The sequence below is a fragment of the Brevibacterium ihuae genome, from assembly GCF_900184225.1.
Classification (GTDB): domain Bacteria; phylum Actinomycetota; class Actinomycetes; order Actinomycetales; family Brevibacteriaceae; genus Brevibacterium; species Brevibacterium ihuae.
Window position 1 is genome coordinate 300,313 of record NZ_FXWZ01000002.1, and the last position, 16,539, is coordinate 316,851.

Here is a 16,539-nt window from a genome sequence, read left to right on the forward strand (position 1 = left end):
CGGTCGTACTATTAGGGTCCGGAGCCAGCAGGTCCCGGATCAGCAGGGAGGGCACTGATGCCCAAGGCAGCGATTTCACTCACCACCGGCCTCGAAGACGCGGAGAAGGTGACGGTGGCGTTCCTCGTCGCTGTCGGCGCCGCGGAGAGCGGCCGGGAGACCATGATGTTCCTCACCAAGGAGTCCGTCCGCCTCGCGACCGACGGATTCGTCCATGCCGTCGCGTGCGACGGCTGTCCACCGCTCACCACGCTTCTCGACCGCTACGCCGCCGCCGGAGGGACCTACCTCGTCTGCGGCATCTGCGTGCAGTCCAAGGTCCTCGACCCCGCCGGCTTCCTCGGCAACGCGAAGGTCGGCGGCACGGTCCAGCTCTGGGAATGGATCGACGAGGGGACGGCGACGTTCAGCTTCTGACGCGGCGGCGCGACGCGCACGACGACACCGGGCGGTGGGGCAGGAGGCCTCGCCGCCCGACACCTGCCGCACCCCGCGCCGTAGACTGGTCCCTCGTGAGACTGATCTTCGCCGGAACGCCCCAGGCCGCCGTCCCCTCGCTCGAGGCGTTGCTCGAATCCGAGCACGAGGTGGTCGCCGTTCTCACGCGCCCGGACGCCCCGGTGGGGCGCAAGCGGGTGCTCACCCCGAGCCCGGTCAAGGTCCGCGCTCAGGACGCCGGGATCCCGGTGCTCGAGGCGGATCGCCTGCGGGGTGAGATCCTCACCGAGATCGAGGCACTCGCGCCCGACGCCGTCGCCGTCGTCGCCTACGGGGCCGTCGCCGGTCCGCGCGCGCTCTCCGCCGCCCGCCACGGCTGGTTCAATCTCCACTTCTCGAGGCTTCCCGCCTGGCGCGGGGCAGCTCCCGTCCAGCGAGCGATCATGGCGGGTGAGACCGTCTCCGGGGTCACCGTGTTCCGCCTCGACACCGGGGTCGACACCGGGGACGTCGTCGCCGGTGCCGAGCTCCCGCTTCCCGAGATCGACGCCGGTGCTGTCCTCGAGGACTACGCCGTGCGCGGATCCGCCGTTCTCGTCGAGGCGCTCGACGCGGTCGCGGCCGGCACCGCGGAGTTCCGGGCCCAGTCGGGAGAGGCCTCGCACGCGGCGAAGATCACCCCGGACGAGGCGCAGCTCGACTTCACCCGGTCGGCGACCGCAGTGTCCGCGCTCGCCCGCGGAGTGACCCCGCAGCCCGGCGCGTGGGCGCTCCTCGACGGGGCGCGGACGAAGCTCTTCGGCATCCGCGCCTTCCGCAGTGCGGCTCCGAGCGCCCCCACGCGCCCGGAGGGCTCCGACGCCGCCGGGCACCCGCGGGACTCCGTGGCCCCGCTGGACGCGTCCGACGCACCTGAGCACCACGACGACTCCGACGCCGCACCGGCCGCGACCGCTGTCCCGCCGCCCGGCCGGCTCACCCGGATCGGCGACACCATCGTCGTCGGCACCGGCGACGGAGCGATCTCGATCACCGAGATCCAGCCCTTCGGCAAGCCACGGATGCCCGCCCTCGACTTCCATCGCGGGCGCGGCGACATCGACTTCGATCTCGAGGAGAACGCGTGACCCCCGACGACACGACTGCCGGCGGCCGCCCCGACGGCACGACCGCAGGCGGCCGCGACGGCCGCCCCGACGACCGGTCGACCGCCGCAGGCCGCCGCGACGACCGCTCCGGCCGACGACCCTTCTCCGACCGGCATGCGCGCCACGACCGGGCGCCACGACGTGACCGCGGCCAGCGCGGCGACCGCCGGGGACCGCGCCCGCCGCGCGCGAACATGCCCCGCACGCTCGCGTGGGAGGTGCTCCGCGACGTCGAACTCAACGACGCCTACGCCAACCTGCTCCTGCCCGGCAAGATCGCCCGCACCCGCCTCGAGGGCCCCGATGCCGCGCTCGCGACCGAGCTCACCTACGGCACGCTCCGCGGGATCGGCTTCTACGACGCCGTCATCACCGTCGCCGCCGGCCGCCCGGCCGCCGACATCGACCCGCCCGTGCGCGCCGCGATGCGGATGGGCGCCCACCAGCTGCTGAACATGCGGGTCGCCGACCACGCCGCGGTCTCGGAGACCGTCGGCGTCGTCAAGGCCCACCACGATCCGCGCGCCGGCGGCTTCGTCAACGCCGTGCTCCGCCGCGTCTCCGAGCGCACCCGCGAGGAGTGGATCGAGGCGGTCACCGAGGGCGTCGATCCCACCCGCGCCCTCGAGATCACCACCTCGCACCCCGGCTGGATCGTCCGGGCGCTGCGCCAGGCGCTCGTCGCCCACGGCCGCGACGCTGCCGATCTCGAAGCACTGCTCGCGGCGGACAACACGCCGGCCGCCGTGTGCCTGAGCGTGCTCCCCGGCCTCGCCGACCGGGATGCCGTGACCCGCGACTTCGGCACCCCGACGCCGCTGTCGCCACTCGGCGTCCACCTCGACCACGGTGCGCCGCTCGACGTTCCCGAGGTCCGGGCCGGCACCGCGCGCGTACAGGACGAGGGCTCCCAGCTCGTCGCCCTCGCACTCACCCGACCCGAGGCGCCCTCCGGGGCCTGGCTCGACCTGTGCGCCGGGCCCGGAGGCAAGACCGCGGTCCTCGGCGCGGTCGCCGCTGGCACGGGGGACCGGGTCATCGCGGTGGACACCTCCGATCATCGCGCCGACCTCGTCGAGGACTCGACCCGGGCGCTCGCCGACGTCGTCGAGGTGTTCGCCGCCGACGGCCGCGAGTTCGGCGTCGATCACGCCGAGCAGTTCACCCGGGTGCTCATCGACGCCCCGTGCTCCGGCCTCGGCGCCCTCCGCCGCCGCCCCGAGGCGCGCTGGCGCCGCACGCCGAAGGACGTCAACACCCTCGGCCCGATCCAGCGCGAGCTGCTCCGCGCGGCGATCAGCGCCGCGATGCCCGGCGGGATCATCGCCTACACCACGTGCTCGCCCCACCACGTCGAGACCGTGCTCGTCGTCGAGGAGATCGCGGGCGGGGCAAGCGCGCCGGTCGAGGTGCTCGACGCCGCCGCCGTCCTCGCCGAGGTCACCGGCCGGCCGGCCGCGGAGTTCGCCTCCGCCGCGGTCGCCGACGGTCGCTGCGCCCAGCTGTGGCCCGACGTCCACGGCACCGACGGCATGTTCCTCGCCCTGCTGCGGAAGAAGTAGGATTCCCCCGTGACCATCCACATCAATCCGAGCATCCTGTCCTGCGACTTCGCCGACCTCCGCGGCGAGCTCGCCGCGATCGCCGGTGCCGACATGGCCCATGTCGACGTCATGGACAACCACTTCGTCCCCAACCTCACCTTCGGCCCGCCCGTCGTCGAGCGCATCCGCGCGGTCTCCCCGGTGCCGATCGACGCGCACCTGATGATCGCCGACGCCGACCGCCACGCCCCGGTGTACGCCGAGATCGGCTGCGCCTCGGTGTCGTTCCACGCCGAGGCCTCCGCCGCCCCCGTCCGGCTGGCCCGCGAGATCCGCCGGCTCGGCGCGAAGGCGAGCCTCGCCCTCAAGCCCGCGACCCCGATCGAGCCCTACGTCGACCTGCTCGGCGAGTTCGACCAGATCCTCATCATGACCGTGGAGCCCGGATTCGGCGGTCAGTCGTTCCTCGACGTGTGCCTGCCGAAGATCCGCCGCACCCGCGAGGCGATCAGCGCGTCCGGGCTCGACATCCTGCTCCAGGTCGACGGGGGAGTGTCGACCTCGACGGTCGAGCGCGTCGTCGACGCCGGGGCGAACGTCCTCGTCGCCGGATCCGCGGTCTACGGTGCGGAGAACCCGGGTACTGCGATCGAGGACCTCCGGGCTCTCGCCGCGCAGCACGCCCACTGATCGACGGGATCGCGATGGACTTCCTCAGCTGGCTCAACGCACCGATCTTCGAGCTCTTCGGCAATCCCGTCCCATGGTCGGACTTCCTCGGCAACGTCTGCGCGCTCGCCACGGTGTTCCTCGCGCTGCGCCGGAACATCCTGTCCTGGCCGGTGCAGATCCTCGGCTCGATCCTCCTGTTCTCCGCGAGCGTCTCCGCCGGCCTCGGCGGAAACGCCTCCCGGCAGGTCGTCATCGTCGTCGCAGCGATCTGGGGCTGGAGCCAGTGGAAGCGGTCCCGCGAGCAGACCGGGGAGATCCGGATCCGCTGGGCGACGTGGAAGGAGCGGATCCTCCTCATCCTCGCGCTCCTCGTCGGCACCGTGGGCTTCGGCGCGATCCTGTCCGCCGGCGGCTGGTCGTGGAACCCGTACCCGGACGCCTACATCTTCATCGGGTCCCTCGTCGCGATGTACGCGCAGGGCCGTGCGATCGTCGAGTTCTGGTTCGTCTGGCTCGCCGTCGACCTCGTCGGCATCCCGCTCGCGATCATGGGCGGTCTCGCGTTCTCCGGCATCGTCTACTTCATCTTCCTCATCATGGTCGTCGTCGGCATCGTCGACTGGGCCAAGCGCTCGCGGCAGACGATCTCCTCGCCGATCGCCGGGACCCAGACGGTCACCGGCCGCACCGAGTGAGCGACCGAGGTCACGTTCCCGAGGTGCGGACGCCGCCCGGGATGCGCGCTCCCATGCACTACGCTTGGGCACCGTGAAGACCTTCGACGAGCTGTTCGCAGAACTCACCGACAAGGCCGCCTCACGGCCGACCGGATCCTCGACCGTCGCCGAGCTCGATGCCGGCGTCCACGCCATCGGGAAGAAGGTCGTCGAGGAGGCCGCCGAGGTGTGGATGGCGGCCGAGTACCAGTCCGACGAGGAGCTCGCCGAGGAGATCTCGCAGGCCCTCTACCACCTCCAGGTGATGATGATCGCGCGCGGGCTCACCCTCGACGACATCTACCGGAAGCTCTGAACCCGCTCCGCCGCCCGGGTCCGCCCCGCCCCTGAACCTGCCCCGCCGCCCGGAGGACCGCCGGGCACCGAAAGGACGCCATGCTCCGTGTCGCAGTGCCCAACAAGGGCGCACTGTCGGAATCGGCCACGACGATGCTCCGCGAGGCCGGCTACTCGCTGCGCCTCAACTCGAAGCGGCTCGTCCACCGCGACGTCGAGAACGACATCGAGTTCTTCTACCTCCGGCCGCGCGACATCGCGACGTACATCGGCCGCGGCATCCTCGACATCGGCATCACCGGCCGTGACCTGCTCCTCGAGTCCGAGTCCGAGGCCGAGGAGATCCTGCAGCTCGGGTTCGGCCGCTCGGCCTTCCACTACGCCGGCGAGGCCGGGGTCTACTCCGACCCCGCCGAGCTCGCCGGGAAGACCATCGCGACGAGCTATCCCGTGCTCGTCGAGCAGGACCTCGCCCGCCGCGGCATCGACGCGACCACCGTCAAGCTCGACGGCGCCGTCGAGGTGTCGATCGAGCTCGGCGTGGCCGACGCGATCGCCGACGTCGTCGAGACCGGCACCACCCTGCGGATGGCGGGCCTCGAGACCTTCGGCGACCCGATCCTCGTCTCCGAGGGCGTGCTCGTCGCCCGCAGCGGCTTCGACAAGCCGGGAGCCGACGTGTTCCTCCGCCGCGTGCAGAGCGTCATGGTCGCACGCTCCTACGTCCTCATCGACTACGACATCCACCGCGATCACCTCGCCGAGGCGATGGCCGTGACCCCGGGCTACGAGAGCCCGACCGTTTCCCAGCTCAACGACCCCGAGTGGTGCGCGGTGCGCTCCATGGTCGAGGCGAAGGACTCGCACCGCATCATGGACCGGCTGTACTCCGCAGGCGCCCGCGCGATCCTCGTCACCGCGATCGATGCCTGCCGCATGTGAGGTGTTCCGCCCCTCCGTGCTGCGGCCCCTGACGATGGTGGCCGCGGCGGCGGTCCTCGTGTCCTTCGCGGTCCTGTCCTACGCCCTCGGCGCGATCGGCTGGGACGCCTGGAAGCCGGTCGACGTCGTGTGGATGAACGGCATCGGCATCCTCTTCGCCGCCGTCCTGTGGCGGCTCGGCGCGGTCCGTGCCGTCGCCACCCCGCAGTCGCTCACCGTGCGCAACATCGTCCGCACCCGGACCTTCGCCTGGCCGGAGATCTTCGGGGTGAGCTACCGGGCCGCCAGCGGTCAGCCGTGGCCGGTGCTCGACCTCGCCGACGGCACCACCTACGCGGTCATGGCGATCCAGACGGCGGACGGTGCGCGCGGGGCCGCGGCCGCGGAGCGATTGCGTAGACTCGTGGACACCTACGGCACCCACGACGGCAGCGACAACTGAGGTCCGCCCGCGGACCCGTACCCAGGAAGGCAGACATGTCACGTCCCACGCCCAATCCCCGCTCGGTCGGAGCCCTCGCCGGGTACACCGTCGTCGACCTCTCGCGCGCGCTCGCCGGCCCCCACGCCGGCCAGCTCCTCGGCGACCTGGGCGCCCGCGTCATCAAGGTCGAGAACCCGGAGTCCGGCGACGACTCGCGCTCGTGGGGCCCGCCCTTCGTCGGGCCGGCCGACGACCCGCAGGCCACGTACTTCTTCTCGTGCAACCGGAACAAGGAGTCGATCGCGCTCGACCTCAAGAGCGAGGACGGCACCGACACCCTGCGTGCGCTCATCGCCCGCGCCGACGTCCTCATCGAGAACTTCCGCGGCGGCGTGCTCGCCCGCCTCGGCTTCCCGACCTCGACGTGCCTCGAGATCAACCCGCGCCTCGTCATCCTCTCGATCACCGGGTTCGGCCACGACGGGCCCGAGGCGCAGCGCGCCGGCTACGACCAGATCGCCCAGGGCGAGGCCGGGCTCATGTCCCTCACCGGCTCCGGACCCGATGACATGCAGAAGGTCGGCGTCCCGATCGCCGACCTTCTCGCCGGCATCCACGGCGCCTACGGCGTGCTCGCCGCGCTCCTCGAGCGTGAGCGGACCGGACGCGGTAAGGTCGTGCGCACCTCGCTGATCTCCGGCATGGTGGGCGTCCACGCCTTCCAGGGCACCCGGGCCACCGTCGCCGGCGAGGACCCCCGCCCCGGCGGGAACCACCACCCCTCGCTCTCGCCCTACGGGCTGTTCCGCTGCGCCGGCGGGGCGGTGCAGATCTCCGTGGGCAACGAGGGGCTGTGGCAGCGGTTCTGCGTCGCCTTCGGCCTCGATCCGGCGACCCCGGGGAGGGCGACGAACGCCGACCGCGTGGCCAACCGGCCTGCCGTCCCCGCCGCCATCGAGGACGTGTTCGCCGCCGACGATCCCGAGACCCTGCTCGAGAAGCTCGCCGCCGCGGGGATCCCCGCCGGCATCGTCCGCACCCTGCCCGAGGTGTACGAGTGGGAGCAGGCGCTCTCGCAGGGGCTCAAGATCACCGTCGACCATCCCGTCGTCGGGGAGATGGACCTGCCCGGTCCGCCCGTCCGGTTCTTCGACGCCGATGCCGCCGGGGAGACGGAGACCACCGTCACCGAGCACCTCGCCCCGCCGCTGCTCGGCGAGCACGGGGCGGCCATCCGCGCCTGGCTCGAGGAGGACTGATCAGCGTGGCAGCACGACTCGACGTCCGCGGGCTCATCGACCTCGTCGTCGACCCGGGCACCTTCACGAGCTGGGACACCACCCCGGTCACCCCGGCGGCGGGCATCGACGAGGACTACGCCGCCGAGCTCGGGCGCGCGGCGGAGAAGTCCGGGGTCGACGAGGCCGTCGTCACCGGCGAGGGACTCGTGCGCGGCCGCCGCGTCGCCGTCGTCGCCTGCGAGTTCCGGTTCCTCGCCGGGTCGATCGGCGTCGCCGCCGCCGAGCGCCTCGTGTCGGCGATCGAGCGCGCCACCGCCGAGGGCCTGCCGCTGCTCGCCGGACCCGCCTCCGGCGGCACCCGGATGCAGGAGGGCACGGTCGCCTTCCTCTCGATGGTCAAGATCACCGCCGCCGTCATGGACCACAAGCAGTCCGGGCTGCCCTTCCTCGTCTACCTCCGCCACCCCACCACCGGGGGCGTGTTCGCCTCGTGGGGATCGCTCGGCCACTTCACCGTCGCCGAACCCGGCGCGCTCATCGGCTTCCTCGGCCCGCGCGTCTTCGAGCAGCTCTACGGTCGGGAGTTCCCCGCGGGCGTGCAGACTGGGGAGAACCTCCATCGGCACGGCATCATCGACGCCGTCATCGGTCCCGAGCGGATCGCCGACACCGTGGCCAAGGTCCTCGACGTGCTCATGGGCAGCCGCGAGGTGCCCGCGCCCGTCCCGGACCCGCCCACCGCGCCGGGGGCACCCGCGCCTGGGACATCATCACCGCCTCCCGGAACCCCGCGCGCCCCGGTGTCCGCGAGCTCCTGCGCCACGGCGCCACGCACGTCCTGCCGCTCAACGGCACCGGACAGGGGGAGAAGGATCCCGGACTGCTGCTCGCCACCGCGAAGTTCGGCACCGCCCCGTGCATCGTGCTCGGGCAGGACCGCTACCGGCAGCGCTCCCACGAGCCGATGGGCCCGGCCGCCCTGCGGGAGGCCCGTCGCGGCATGGCGCTCGCCCGCGAGCTCGGCGTGCCGCTCGTCACCGTCATCGACACCCCCGGGGCTGCACTCTCGCAGTCGGCCGAGGAGGGCGGGCTCGCCGGCGAGATCGCCCGCTCGCTCGCCGACCTCATCACCCTCGAGGCGCCCACGGTGTCGCTCATCATGGGGGAGGGCACCGGCGGCGGCGCGCTCGCGCTCGTCCCGGCCGACCGGGTGCTCACCGCGCAGAACGGCTGGCTGTCCCCGCTCCCGCCCGAGGGCGCCTCGGCGATCGTCCACCGCGATGTCGACCATGCCCCCGAGATGGCGCAGGCCCAGGGCGTGCAGGCCGAACGGCTGCTCGCCGACGGCGTGGCGGACCGGATCATCGCGGAGACCCCCGACGCCGCGGTCGAGCCCGCGGCGTTCGTCGACCGGGTGTCGGCTACCCTCGAATACGAGATCATCGCGCTCATGCGGCAGCCGGCGGACCGCCGGTGGCACCGCCGCATCGAGCGCTACCGCAACCTCGGACTGTGAGGAGTTCCATGGCCGTGTCGGTACGGGTCATCCCCTGCCTCGACGTCGACGCCGGACGCGTCGTCAAGGGGGTGAACTTCACCGGCCTGCGCGATGCGGGGGACCCGGTCGAGCTCGCCCGCCGCTACGGCGCCGAGGGGGCCGACGAGCTGACGTTCCTCGACGTCACCGCCTCGAGCGGCGACCGCGAGACGACCTTCGAGATGGTCGGCCAGTGCGCCGAGCAGGTCTTCATCCCGCTCACCGTCGGCGGGGGAGTGCGCTCGGCCTCCGACGTCGACCGGCTGCTCCGAGCGGGAGCGGACAAGGTCGGGGTCAACACCGCCGCCGTCGCGCGCCCCGAACTCCTCGCCGAGATCGCCGACCGGTTCGGCAACCAGGTCCTCGTCCTCTCCCTCGACGCCCGCCGGGTGCCGGCCGGCGGCCGGCCCACCCCGTCGGGCTTCGAGGTCACCACCCACGGCGGGCGGCAGGGGACCGGGATCGACGCGATCGAGTGGACGGCCCGGGCCGCCGAGCTCGGCGCCGGGGAGATCCTCCTCAACAGCATGGACGCCGACGGCACGAAGGCCGGGTTCGACCTCGAGCTCATCTCGGCCGCGCGCGCCGTCGTCGATGTCCCGCTCATCGCCTCCGGCGGCGCCGGTGCCGTCGAGCACTTCGCGCCGGCCGTGCGGGCCGGGGCCGACGCCGTGCTCGCGGCGAGCGTGTTCCACTTCGGGGAGTTCACCGTCGGCGAGGTCAAGGGCGCCCTGCGCGCGGACGGGATCGAGGTCCGATGACCGCCCCCGGATCCTCCCCGTCCGCCCGTCCGACGATCGAGGACGTGCTCGCCTCCGGTATCGCCTTCAACGCCGACGGGCTCGTGCCGGTCGTCGTGCAGGAGCACACCACCCGCGCCGTCCTCATGCTCGCCTGGATGGACGCCGAGGCGCTGCGACGCACCGCGCGCACCGGGCGCGCGACCTACTGGTCCCGCTCCCGCGGCGAGTACTGGGTCAAGGGCGAGACGTCCGGTCACGTCCAGCACGTCCGCGTGCTGGCGCTCGACTGCGACGCCGACACGGTGCTCCTCGAGGTCGACCAGACCGGTCCGGCCTGCCACACGAACACCGCCACCTGCTTCACCGGGAGGGAGATCGATGTCCGTCACACCGAGCCGTGAGGAGTTCCGAGCGCTCGGCGCCGGCCGCCGTCTCGTCCCGCTGTACACCACCGTCCTCGCCGACTCCGAGACGCCGCTGAGCATCTACCGCCGACTCGCCGGCGGCCGGCCCGGCGGGTTCCTCCTCGAGTCCGCGACGAGCGGGGTGTGGAACCGCTACTCGTTCATCGGCCGGAACCCCGTCGCCACCCTCACCGAGGTCGACGGCGAGGTCGCCTGGCTCGGCACCCCGCCCGCGGGCGTCCCGACGACCGGCGACCCGCTCGCCGCTCTCCGCGCCACCCTCGCGCTCCTCTCCATCGACGTCCCGCACCCGGACCTGCCGCCGATGATCTCCTCCCTCGTCGGCTACCTCGGCTGGGACGTCGTGCGCCGCTTCGAGCGGCTCGGCCACGGCCCGCTGCCCGAGGACGCGGTGCCCGAGCTCAGCCTCTCGATCCCCGGCGACGTCGCGATCTTCGACCACTCGACCGCCCGGGTCACCCTCGTGGCGAACGTCGTCAACGTCGACGGGCGCGACTCCGGGATCGACGCCGCCTACGACTCCGGGTGCGCCCGGCTCGCGGCGATGATCGACGACCTGCTCGCCCCCGCCGCCTCGACCGTCGCCGTCCACACCCCGCTCGAACCCGAGGTCAAGCCGCGCACCCCGCGCGAGGAGTACCTCGAGTCGGTGCTCACCGCGAAGCAGGAGATCGTCGACGGGGAGATCTTCCAGGTCGTCCTCGGCCAGCGCTTCGACTCGCCCTGCGACGCGGACCCGCTCGACGTCTACCGGATGCTCCGGACGACGAACCCGAGCCCGTACATGTACCTCCTCGACATCCCGACCCCCGACGGGCGGCCGCTGAGCATCGTCGGCTCCTCGCCGGAGGCGCTCGTCACCGTCAAGTCCGGTCACGTCGTCACCCACCCGATCGCCGGCTCCCGCCCGCGCGGCGCTACGCCGGAGGAGGACCACGAGCACGCCCGGGACCTCCTCGCCGACGAGAAGGAGCGCGCCGAGCACCTCATGCTCGTCGACCTCGCCCGCAACGACCTCTCCAAGGTGTGCGTGCCGGGCACGGTCGACGTCGTCGAGTTCATGGAGATCGAGCGCTACAGCCACATCATGCACATCGTCTCGACGGTCACCGGCACGCTCGATGCGGACCGCGGCGGGGTGGACGTGCTCGCCGCGACGTTCCCCGCCGGCACCCTGTCCGGCGCGCCGAAGCCGCGCGCGCTCGAGATCATCGACCGGCTCGAGCCCACCGCCCGCGGCGTCTACGGCGGCGTCGTCGGCTACCTGTCGTTCACCGGGGACCTCGACGTCGCGATCGCGATCCGCACCGGCATCATCCGGCCGGGCACGATCAGCGTGTCCGCCGGCGCCGGGATCGTCGCCGACTCCGTGCCGGAGACCGAGTACATCGAGACGCAGAACAAGGCCGCCGCCGTGCTGCGCGCCGCGGCTGCCGCCCACACGCTGCGCACCCCCGGCGGCACAGGATGACGCACGGGATGACGAAGGCGCGCGGCGTCCTCCTCCTGCTCGCCGCGGCGGCGCTGCTGTGGATCGTCGCCTCGCAGACGTGGATCGCGGCCGCCCCCGAGGCGACGGGCACCGTCCCCGGGGTCGCGCAGGCGGCGGCGGAGTCCCCGGAGAACTCCCCGGTGCTCGTCGCGTGCGCCGCGATCGTCGCGGTCGCCGCCCTCCTGCTCGCGCTCCTCGAACGGATCGGCCGGCGGGTCGTCGGGATGCTCGCCGTCCTCGCGGCGCTCGGCTACGCCGCGACGGCCCTGGCGGTCGTGCTCGGCCCCGCCGCCCACACCGGCTGGGCCGCCGCCGGACTCGTGCTCGGCGGCGCGGTCGCAGCGGCCGCGGCATGGGTGACGTGGACGAGCGGGCGCTGGCAGGCATCGGCCCGCTACGACCGCAGCGCCGCCGGCGCCGACCCGGACGATCCCGGCGACGATCCGGCGCGCACATGGGATGCGCTGTCCCGCGGCGAGGACCTCTGAACCGCACCCGGCGCAGACCCCCCGTCCGCTCCGCGGGTCGGGGAGCGCAGTGTCCCGCGCCCATGAGACAATGACGGCACGCAGTCCCAGAGAAGGAGAACCATGACAGAGATCATCGCGCGCGACGGCACCGGAGACCTCGACCGGTCGACCATCGACTACACCGCGGTCCAGGATCCCGGACACGGCAACACCGTCGCCAGCTGGACCGGCGTCCTCATCATCTTCCTCGGTGCGGTCATCGCCACCTTCGGCAGCGTCACCGGGAACTCGATGATCTTCTGGGGCGGCCTCATCGTCTGCGCCATCGGCCCGATCGTCGGCCTCGTGCTGCGCGCCGCCGGCAAGGGCGGGAAGAACACGGCGGGCCACCACCGGTGACCGTGCTCGACGCGATCGTGGCCGGGGTCCGGGAGGACCTCGCGCCGCGGGAGTCCGCGGTGCCGCTGGCCGAGATCCGCGCCCGGGCGGCCGCCGCCGCCCCCGTGCGGCCGCTGCTGCCCCGGGCGCCCGGTGACTTCGGCATCATCGCCGAGGTCAAGCGGTCCTCGCCCTCGAAGGGCGCACTGTCGGACATCGCGGACCCCGCCGCCCTCGCCTCCGCGTACGCCGCCGGGGGCGCGGCCGCGATCAGCGTGCTCACCGAGGCCCGCCGGTTCGGCGGCAGCCTCGCCGACCTCGACGCGGTGCGCGCCGCCGTCGACGTCCCGCTGCTCCGCAAGGACTTCGTCGTCACCGAGTACCAGATCCAGGAGGCGCGGGCGCACGGCGCCGACATCGTCCTCCTCATCGTCGCGGCGCTGAGCGCCGGGGAGCTCGCGGAGTTCCACGGACTCGCCGCCGAACTCGGGATGGCCGTGCTCGTCGAGGCCCACACGCCGGACGAGGTCGCCGCGGCAGCCGCGATCGACGCCCCGCTCATCGGCGTCAACACCCGCAACCTCAAGGACCTGTCGGTCGATCTCGGCCGCTTCGCCCCGCTCGCCGCCGACTGCCCGCCCGGCGCAGTGCTCGTCGGCGAATCAGGCGTCGCGACGGCCGAGGACGTCGCCGCGTTCGCCGACGCCGGCGCCGACCTCGCCCTCGTCGGCGAGGCGCTCGTCACCGGGGGACGGCCCCGGGAGGCCGTCGCGGAATTCACCGCCGCCGGCCGCGCCGCCCGGACCCCACGCGCCTGAATCGGCACGGCCGTCCGCCGCCTGCTGCATCCCGATCCGAAGGACTCCATGGAACACGAGCTGTTCTCCGCACCCGACTCCACGCTCCCGCAGGGGCCGTACTTCGGCGCCTTCGGCGGACGCTTCATCCCCGAGGCGCTCATCCGGGCCCTCGACGAGATCACCGACGCCTTCGCCAAGGCGACCGTCGATCCCGCGTTCGTCGACGAGCTCCAGCGCCTCCATCGGGACTACTCCGGCCGGCCGAGCCTGCTCACCGAGGCCCCCCGCTTCGCCGAGCACGCGGGCGGGGCGCGGATCCTCCTCAAGCGCGAGGACCTCAACCACACCGGCAGCCACAAGATCAACAACGTCCTCGGCCAGGCGCTGCTCGCCCAGCGGATGGGCAAGACCCGGCTCATCGCGGAGACCGGTGCCGGCCAGCACGGCGTCGCGACCGCGACCGCCGCCGCCTTCCTCGGACTCGAGTGCCGGATCTACATGGGCGCGCAGGACACCGAGCGGCAGGCCCTCAACGTCGCCCGGATGCGGCTCCTCGGCGCCGAGGTCATCGCGGTCGAGGCCGGCTCCCGCACCCTCAAGGACGCGATCAACGCGACGTTCCGCGACTGGGTCGCGAGCGTCGACACCACCCACTACGTGTTCGGGACCGTCGCCGGACCCCACCCCTTCCCGATGCTCGTGCGCGAGTTCCAGCGGATCATCGGGATCGAGGCGCGGGCGCAGATCGAGGCGCTCGTCGGCCGGCTGCCCGATGCCGTCACCGCCTGCGTGGGCGGCGGATCGAACGCGATGGGGATGTTCCACGCCTTCATCCCCGACACCGGGGTCCGACTCATCGGCTGCGAGCCCGGCGGGGACGGGGGCGACCTCCACGCGGCCTCGCTCACCCGGGGCTCCGAGGGCGTCCTCCACGGCGCCCGCTCGATGATGCTCCAGGACGAGGACGGCCAGACGATCGAGAGCCACTCGATCTCCGCCGGACTTGACTATCCCGGGGTCGGGCCGGAGCACGCCTGGCTCCACGACTCCGGCCGCGGGGAGTACCGCGCGATCACCGACGCCGAGGCGATGGAGGCCTTCCGGCTGCTCGCCCGCACCGAGGGGATCATCCCCGCGATCGAGAGCGCCCACGCGCTCGCCGGTGCGCTCCAGGTCGGCCGCGAGCTCGGCCCGGGATCCGTCGTCGCCGTGTGCCTGTCGGGCCGCGGGGACAAGGACGTCGACACCGCGGGAAAGTACTTCGGGTACTTCGACGCGAACAACGAGGAGGACTGATGAGCACCGCGCCCGTGCTGGAGGCCTGCGCCCAGGAGAACCGCGCCGCCTTCATCGGCTACCTGCCGGTCGGCTACCCCGACGTACCCGGCTCGCTCGACGCGATGCGCGCCCTCGTCGCCGGCGGGGTCGACATCATCGAGGTCGGCATGCCCTACAGCGATCCCGGCATGGACGGCCCGGTCATCGAGGCCGCCGGCGTGCAGGCGCTCGCGAACGGGGTCCGCACACGCGACGTCTTCACCGCCATCGAGGCGGTGCGCGAGGCCGGCGCCGCCGCGGTGACGATGACCTACTGGAACATCGTCGAGCGCTACGGCGTCGAGGCCTTCGCACGGGATCTCGCCGCGGCCGGCGGCAGCGGCATCGTCACCCCGGACCTCGTCCCCGACGAGGCGGGGGAGTGGATCGCCGCCTCTGACGCCCACGACCTCGACCGGATCTTCCTCGTCGCCCCCTCATCGACGCCCGAGCGCCTCGCCTACGTGGCCGGCAGCTCGCGCGGCTTCGTCTACGCCGCCTCGACCATGGGCGTGACCGGCACCCGCGCCGAGGTGGGCTCCGCCGCCGCGCAGCTCGTCGCCGACACGCGGTCCGCCGGCGCGAAGCACGTGTGCGTCGGACTCGGGGTGTCGACCCGCGAGCAGGCCGCGCAGGTCGCGGCCTACGCCGACGGGGTCATCGTCGGATCCGCCCTCGTCAAGGCGCTCGACTCCGGTGGGACGGCCGGGCTCGAGCAGATCGCCGGCGAGTTCGCCGCCGGGGTGCGCGACCGTGGCTGAGCCGCTCACCGACATCCTCGCCGCGATCCCGTCGCCGAGCTGGAGCGGGTTCTCGCTCGGGCCTCTGACGATCCACGCCTACGCGCTGTGCATCCTGCTCGGGATCGTCCTCGCCCTGTGGGTGACGAACCGGCGCTGGCAGGCCCGCGGCGGCTCCGAGGACGACCTGTGGAACATCGCCGTGTGGGCGATCCCCGCCGGGATCATCGGCGGCCGGATCTACCACGTGATCTCCACCCCGGACCCGTACTTCGGTCCGGGAGGGAATCCGGTCGCTGCGCTCTACATCTGGAACGGCGGACTCGGGATCTGGGGCGCCGTGGCGCTCGGGGTGCTCACCGTGTACTTCGTGTGCCGCCACTACGGGATTCGATTTACCGCCTTTCTCGACGCCGCCGCGCCCGGGCTCATCCTCGCGCAAGCCGTGGGCCGCTGGGGCAACTGGTTCAACCAGGAGCTGTTCGGCGCCCCGACGACCGTGCCCTGGGGGCTCGAGATCGACCGCGAGATCAACGGCGCGCCCAACCCCAACTGGCCCGACGCCGCGCTGCCCGCCGACACCCTCTTCCACCCGACCTTCCTCTACGAGTCGATCTGGAACCTCGCGGGCTTCGTCCTCCTCCTGTGGGCGGGCCGCCGGTTCGCACTCGGCCACGGACAGGTCTTCTTCCTCTACATCTGCTACTACACCGCAGGCCGGGTGTGGATCGAGGCGCTCCGCATCGACACCGCGGAGCTCATCCTCGGCGTCCGCCTCAACGTCTGGGTCTCGATCCTCGTGTTCGCGCTCGGCGCGGTCCTCTTCGTCCTCTCCCGGCGGCGGCACCGCACGCCGGAGGAGAGCGTCTACACCCCGGAGCGCGCTCAGCGCGAGGCCGCACAGGCCGGCGACGACCACGACGACCGCGCCGACGACGGACCGACGGGCGGGACCTCCGCGGACGGCGACGGCGCCCGGCCCGCCGGGGAGACTGGGGAGCGCGGTCAGCAGACCGCCCGCGGTGCCGACGACGAGGGTACGGGATCGTCGATGTCGAAGCGGAGCTTCGGCTTCTTCGGCGCAGTGACCTCCGCGATCTCGATCGTCCCCCAGGTGGGCGGTCGGACACGATCCGAACGGCCGCCGCAGCCCGACTGAGCGATCATGTACACTGCAAACCCGCGCACGGTGACCGAGGTCACCGGCCGCGGTCG

The 16,539-nt window shown here is 72.9% G+C and carries 18 protein-coding genes and 1 pseudogene; all 19 read left to right on the top strand.

All coding sequences use genetic code 11. The annotated features are described in order from the left end of the window. Positions 1-57 precede the first annotated feature (57 nt). The 19 genes and pseudogenes from C1A17_RS01335 (at position 58) to lgt (ending at position 16,483) form a co-directional block, all read left to right on the top strand. Positions 58-417 (top strand): DsrE family protein, encoded by a 360-nt coding sequence (locus C1A17_RS01335; protein WP_180953181.1) that lies wholly within the window; start codon positions 58-60, stop codon positions 415-417. Positions 418-512: 95 nt separating this feature from the next. Next, complete coding sequence (locus C1A17_RS01340; protein ID WP_180953182.1) at positions 513-1,565, top strand: methionyl-tRNA formyltransferase; 1,053 nt, start codon at positions 513-515, stop codon at positions 1,563-1,565. Next, positions 1,562-3,148 carry an RsmB/NOP family class I SAM-dependent RNA methyltransferase gene (locus C1A17_RS01345; protein WP_342750287.1) on the top strand — a complete coding sequence of 529 codons (1,587 nt, stop codon included), beginning with the start codon at positions 1,562-1,564 and terminating at the stop codon, positions 3,146-3,148. Before C1A17_RS01340 ends, C1A17_RS01345 begins: the two co-directional genes overlap by 4 nt. Before the next feature lie 9 nt (positions 3,149-3,157). Beyond that, positions 3,158-3,820, top strand: a complete 663-nt coding sequence (gene rpe / locus C1A17_RS01350; RefSeq protein ID WP_101650003.1) for a ribulose-phosphate 3-epimerase — start codon at positions 3,158-3,160, stop codon at positions 3,818-3,820. 14 nt (positions 3,821-3,834) lie between these two features. Next, positions 3,835-4,497, top strand: a complete 663-nt coding sequence (locus tag C1A17_RS01355) for a nicotinamide mononucleotide transporter family protein (RefSeq protein WP_101650006.1) — start codon at positions 3,835-3,837, stop codon at positions 4,495-4,497. Between the two features lie 73 nt (positions 4,498-4,570). Then, positions 4,571-4,834, top strand: coding sequence for a phosphoribosyl-ATP diphosphatase (locus C1A17_RS01360; RefSeq protein WP_101651471.1), 264 nt, complete (start codon positions 4,571-4,573; stop codon positions 4,832-4,834). 80 nt (positions 4,835-4,914) lie between these two features. Further along, a complete protein-coding gene (gene hisG / locus C1A17_RS01365; RefSeq protein WP_101650008.1) occupies positions 4,915-5,757 on the top strand; it encodes an ATP phosphoribosyltransferase in 843 nt (280 codons plus the stop codon). A 1-nt stretch (position 5,758) separates the two neighbouring features. Further along, entirely contained in the window at positions 5,759-6,199 is a 441-nt protein-coding gene (locus C1A17_RS01370; protein ID WP_245873370.1) for a PH domain-containing protein, read from the top strand. Positions 6,200-6,234: 35 nt separating this feature from the next. Then, positions 6,235-7,440, top strand: a complete 1,206-nt coding sequence (locus C1A17_RS01375; RefSeq protein ID WP_101650012.1) for a CaiB/BaiF CoA transferase family protein — start codon at positions 6,235-6,237, stop codon at positions 7,438-7,440. 5 nt (positions 7,441-7,445) lie between these two features. After that, positions 7,446-8,938: pseudogene (locus C1A17_RS01380) on the top strand (carboxyl transferase domain-containing protein). Between the two features lie 8 nt (positions 8,939-8,946). Then, the gene (gene hisF, locus C1A17_RS01385; RefSeq protein ID WP_101650014.1) at positions 8,947-9,720 is read left to right on the top strand and encodes an imidazole glycerol phosphate synthase subunit HisF; all 774 of its coding nucleotides are present in this window, start codon (positions 8,947-8,949) and stop codon (positions 9,718-9,720) included. After that, positions 9,717-10,103 (top strand): phosphoribosyl-AMP cyclohydrolase, encoded by a 387-nt coding sequence (hisI, locus tag C1A17_RS01390; RefSeq protein ID WP_101650016.1) that lies wholly within the window; start codon positions 9,717-9,719, stop codon positions 10,101-10,103. Before hisF ends, hisI begins: the two co-directional genes overlap by 4 nt. Further along, on the top strand, positions 10,081-11,598 hold the full coding sequence (locus C1A17_RS01395) for an anthranilate synthase component I (RefSeq protein WP_101650018.1): 1,518 nt from the start codon (positions 10,081-10,083) through the stop codon (positions 11,596-11,598). The genes hisI and C1A17_RS01395 overlap by 23 nt, the downstream gene beginning before the upstream one ends. A gap of 8 nt (positions 11,599-11,606) precedes the next feature. After that, positions 11,607-12,107, top strand: coding sequence for a Trp biosynthesis-associated membrane protein (locus C1A17_RS01400; protein WP_180953183.1), 501 nt, complete (start codon positions 11,607-11,609; stop codon positions 12,105-12,107). 102 nt (positions 12,108-12,209) lie between these two features. Continuing rightward, positions 12,210-12,488, top strand: coding sequence for an HGxxPAAW family protein (locus C1A17_RS01405; protein WP_101650022.1), 279 nt, complete (start codon positions 12,210-12,212; stop codon positions 12,486-12,488). Continuing rightward, positions 12,485-13,285 (top strand): indole-3-glycerol phosphate synthase TrpC, encoded by an 801-nt coding sequence (gene trpC, locus C1A17_RS01410; protein WP_101650024.1) that lies wholly within the window; start codon positions 12,485-12,487, stop codon positions 13,283-13,285. Before C1A17_RS01405 ends, trpC begins: the two co-directional genes overlap by 4 nt. Positions 13,286-13,333: 48 nt before the next feature. Continuing rightward, positions 13,334-14,563 (top strand): tryptophan synthase subunit beta, encoded by a 1,230-nt coding sequence (gene trpB / locus C1A17_RS01415; RefSeq protein WP_101650026.1) that lies wholly within the window; start codon positions 13,334-13,336, stop codon positions 14,561-14,563. After that, positions 14,563-15,345 carry a tryptophan synthase subunit alpha gene (trpA, locus tag C1A17_RS01420; RefSeq protein WP_101650028.1) on the top strand — a complete coding sequence of 261 codons (783 nt, stop codon included), beginning with the start codon at positions 14,563-14,565 and terminating at the stop codon, positions 15,343-15,345. Before trpB ends, trpA begins: the two co-directional genes overlap by 1 nt. Continuing rightward, complete coding sequence (gene lgt / locus C1A17_RS01425; protein WP_101650029.1) at positions 15,338-16,483, top strand: prolipoprotein diacylglyceryl transferase; 1,146 nt, start codon at positions 15,338-15,340, stop codon at positions 16,481-16,483. Before trpA ends, lgt begins: the two co-directional genes overlap by 8 nt. Positions 16,484-16,539 lie beyond the last annotated feature (56 nt).